The following is a 4,663-nucleotide window of genomic DNA, read 5'->3' as shown; positions in this document are numbered from 1 at the left end:
AATAATGCCGACAGGCTGCTCTGCGGTCACCCCATACTCACGCAGCTTCCACGCTAGCTGATTCGCCTTCCGGTTGAGCTCTCTGTAGCTTAATTGCTCGCAGCCAGAGACGACAGCGACAGCATCTGGTGTCCGCTCCACCTGTTCCGCGAACAGTTCATGAACCGTCTTGTCGCATGGATGCGCCATATCTGTATCATTGAACTTATCCTGAAGCAGCGCCTTTTCCTCATTGGTTACCATGCTCAAGTTAGACAGACTTGCTTGCGGGTTATCCAGCACCGCATCGACTAATTGTTCGAAATGTCTTGCCATTCGCTCAATCGTGCCTCGCTTGAATAAATCTGTTGCGTATTCAATGCTGCACACGATTTCCGCTTCATCCTCTTCCGCTTGGAAGGTCAAATCGAACTTGGATACGGTGTGTTCATTCGGCACCGACTGGAGTCGTACCCCATCAATCTTCATTTCACCTTGATCCGCATTTTGCAAAATAAACATCGTATCAAATACCGGATTGCGGCTCATATCGCGCATCACTTGCACCTGTTCGACCAATGCTTCGAATGGATAATTCTGATTCTCGAAGGCGCCAAGCGTTGTTTCTTTTATTTCATCCAAATAGGATAAGAAAGTCTTGCTGGCAGCCGGATAGCTTCGAATGGCCAGCGTATTGACGAACATGCCGAGAAGCGGCTGTAAGTCTCCATGGTTCCGGCCTGCGATCGGCGTACCTACGATAATGTCCTCTTGAGCGGAATACTTGTGAAGCATCGTCTTGTACAGCGCGATCAGCACCATATACATTGTGGCTCCGTTCTCCGCTGCAATTCTCCGCAGCCCCGTACTTCTCACTGGATCTAGATCGAACTGCAGCAAATCTCCGCGGAAGCTTTGCGTTGTCGGACGAATGGAGTCCGTCGGCATTTCCAGCACCGGGAGCTCTCCCCCCAGTACCTTCAGCCAATATCCTTCTTGCAGCTTCATTGCCTCCTGCTGAGTATCCGATTGCTGCCATACGGCGTAATCCTTATATTGAATCCGCAGCGGCGCAAGCTCTTCTCCACTGTACAAGCGGACAAACTCATTGATGAGAATGCCCATCGACGTACCGTCTGAGATGATATGATGCATATCGAACATGAGAATGGAACGTTCTTCGGACAATTCGATAACTCCGATTCGCAGCAGAGGCGGTTTCTCCAATTGGAAGGAACGCACAAACTGCTGCATAAGCTTCGAAGCACCTTCCTCGCTTGCGAGCACATGCTCGATTGCGAAGTTTACTTCCGGGTAAATCCGTTGAACAGGCTCGCCGTTCACAATCTCAAATCCGGTGCGCAGCGTTTCATGACGCTCAATCAATCTCTTGAAGGCTTTTTCCAATCGCCCAAGATCCACAGCTCCCACAAGCAGCATCATGTTCGGCATGTTGTAACTCAGCTCCGCCCCTTCAAGCTGATGAAGAATATACAAGCGTTTTTGAGCCGAAGACACCGGATAATGCTGGCTTGGAGCCGCCACCGGGATACTCACATGCCTGCTTCCCTCCGCATTGCTGAGTCGCTTCGCCATCGCTTCAAGCGTCGGATATTGAAATACATCTTTCAAGGGCAACTCGATATTAAGCTCCTGATGCAGTCTGTTCACGAGCAGCGTCGCCTTCAGGGAATGACCACCCAACTCGAAGAAATGATCCGTCACGCTTACACTGCTAATACCGAGCACATCCTGCCAAATTTGAACAAGCTGTGCTTCAAGCGGCGTCCGAGGCGCAACGAAAGTCTCTCCGCTCCGTCCTTCTTCCGGAGCCGGCAGCGCCTTGCGGTCTACCTTGCCGTTCGGTGTGAGTGGAAGCTGTTCCAGCTGAATAAAGTGCGCTGGAAGCATATAACTTGGCATAGCTTGACCCATCACTTCGCGCAAATGATTCCCCTCAAGCGGACGCATCGCTACATAGTAGGCGCATAGCTGCTTCTCGCCTGTGTCAGTGTCTCGTGCGACGACGACCGCTTCCTGCACATCCTCTACATTCAGCAGCTGCGCCTCGATCTCACCTAGCTCAATCCGATATCCGCGAATTTTCACCTGTTGGTCGATTCGGCCAACATATTCAATGGAACCGTCAGGAAGCCATTTCGCCAAGTCTCCCGTGCGGTACATCCGCTCTCCCTGGACGTACGGGGAATCGACGAACTTCTCTGCCGTCAAGTCTGGACGATTCAAATATCCTCGTGCCAATCCATCACCTGCCACGCACAACTCGCCGGCAACGCCTACTGGCTGCAGCTTATTGTTCGCATCAACGATATAGATTGACGTATTGCTGATCGGACGTCCAATCGGTACCGTCACCGCATTCTCCGTGACTTCGTACACATCGTGGCAAGTCGCGAATACGGTGCTCTCCGTCGGGCCATATACATGCTTGAGTGTACCTGGCGCGACATGATTGAGCGCCTTGCAGACGTGGCTGACAGATACCCGTTCTCCACCGAATAAGATAGCCCGAATATTGCTCAAGCAGGAAGCCTGGACATCAACCAGTACGTTGAAGTACGCCGTCGTGATGAACATAACCGAAATCTTCTCTTGTACGATCAACTCAGCCAATTGCCGCACTTCCAGAAGCGTCTCGTGTGGTACAAGAACAAGCTTGGCCCCGTTCAGCAGTGCACCATAGATGTCGAAGGTCGACCCGTCAAATGCATAGCTGGACATCTGCAGCACGTTGTCATGGTTCGTGATGTCGATATATTCGGTTTCTCTCACCACGCGTACAATATTGCGGTGCGTCGTCAAGTTCCCCTTCGGCTTACCCGTCGTGCCGGATGTGTAGATGACATAGGCTAAGTTCTCGCTGCTTGCGTCTGTGTTCGCCTCAAGATTCGAACCGTTGCTGTCATAGGATGTTTCGGTGTCAAGAATGATAATTGCGTCAAGTGGCGATGCGTCCATTGCTGGAATTTTCCCCGTTAAGTGCTGCTGTGCCAGCATGATTCGCGCACCGGAATCTTCAAGCATGTACCGAATCCGGTCTTCCGGATATTCCGGATCGATTGGCACATACCCGCCTCCTGCCTTCAAGATTGCCAGAATGCCAATAATCATATCCGGCGAACGTTCAGACATGAGACCTACCAGCTTATCCGTTCCAACTCCGACTGCCCGCAATGTACGTGCCAATCGGTTCGCCCGATCGTTCAAATCACGATACGTCATCTGGACATCTCGGAAGGAGATGGCAACTGCATCTGGATGTCGTTCGGCTTGCTCCTCGAATAAGCGATGCAGCATCATCTCTCGAGGGTAGTTCGTAAGTGTATCGTTGAATGATTGGATCACTTCCGACTTCTCGGCTTCCGTCGCGAGCTCCAGATCTTCTACAGCAAGCCGTGGATTGTCTACGATCTGCTCCAAAATATTGTTCAAATGCCCCATCAACCGTTCCATGTCTGCTTGTACGAAGCGGTTAGCATTGTAATCAAACCGAATAGAGATCTGTTCTCCCGGTACAACGATCAAGTTGAAGTCGTAATTGGTCTGTTCCTCCACCGCTACATCAGTTAAGGATGGCATACCAAGCTCGTCGCCGCCCGCCTGCTCTAGCTGTTCGTCCATCGGGTAGTTCTCGAACACCATAATTTGTCTGATCGCATTCTGCTTCAGCGCACTGCGAGATTGTATCTCATACAGCGGATAATAATCGTACTTGCCGGACTCCAGCGCTTGTTCTTGAAGCAGCCCCATCAGTTCCGCAAAGCTGGTGCTTCCCTCGCACTTGACGCGGATCGGAATCGTATTAATGAATAAGCCGATCATCGTCTCAATGCCTGGCACCTCTGCTGGTCTGCCTGATACGACGCTGCCGAAAACAACATCATTTGTGCCATTGTATTTTTGCAAAATAACGCCCCATGCCGCTTGCAGTAAAGTATTAAGCGTAACCTGATGCTGTCTCGCCGTCCGGCTAATGGATGCGCTCAAGCCAGCATCCAATTCACGACTCCATTTTTCAGCCTTATATGGTTCGTTATCGATTCCCGCCGATGATTCTTGCGGGATCTCTGTTACCTGATCGTAATCAGCCAAGTATGCAGACCAATAAGTCCCGGCCGCCTCCTCGTCCTGCTGCCCTAGCCATTCAATGTATTGGCTGTAAGCTGGAACCGCTGTTCTATCCGGCGTCTTCCGCTCCAGTAAGGCGGCATACGTATCGAACAGTTCTTGCATCAGCTGGGGCAGGCACCAGCCGTCCATTAAGATATGGTGAGAGCTCCACAGTACACGGCAGCTCAATTCCCCTGTACGGATAGCCGATACGCGCATCAGGGCACCTTGTGCGAGATCGAAGCCAAGCAGTTGGTCACTGCTGACCGTTTCTTGAATGAAGGATTGCTGCTCCTCTTCATTCAGAGCGCGCACATCCTGGAACGAAAATCCTATTGGCTTGTTCCGGAATACGACTTGTACCGGTTCGCCTTGAGGGCCGCTAATGAAGTTCGTTCGCAACACAGCGTGCCGCTTTGCCAATTCGTTCAGACTGCTGGAGAATAGTTCCACATCAAGCGTACCTTCCAATGTGAACATCGTCTGCTCATGATACGCCCCCGTCAGACTGTCCATCGCGCTGTGGAACCACATTCCCTTCTGCATCGGCGTC

1 protein-coding gene is annotated in these 4,663 nt (G+C 51.5%); it reads right to left on the bottom strand.

All coding sequences use genetic code 11. From position 1 onward, the window contains the following. A partial coding sequence (locus BBG47_RS27130) for a non-ribosomal peptide synthetase (protein WP_139070799.1) occupies window positions 1-4,663 on the bottom strand: 4,663 nt, incomplete at both ends.

It is taken from the genome of Paenibacillus sp. KS1 (assembly GCF_001680695.1).
Taxonomy (GTDB): Bacteria; Bacillota; Bacilli; order Paenibacillales; family Paenibacillaceae; genus Paenibacillus_B; species Paenibacillus_B suaedae.
Note: the sequence above shows the minus strand (reverse complement) of the source record. Positions and strands in the feature narration are given on the sequence as shown.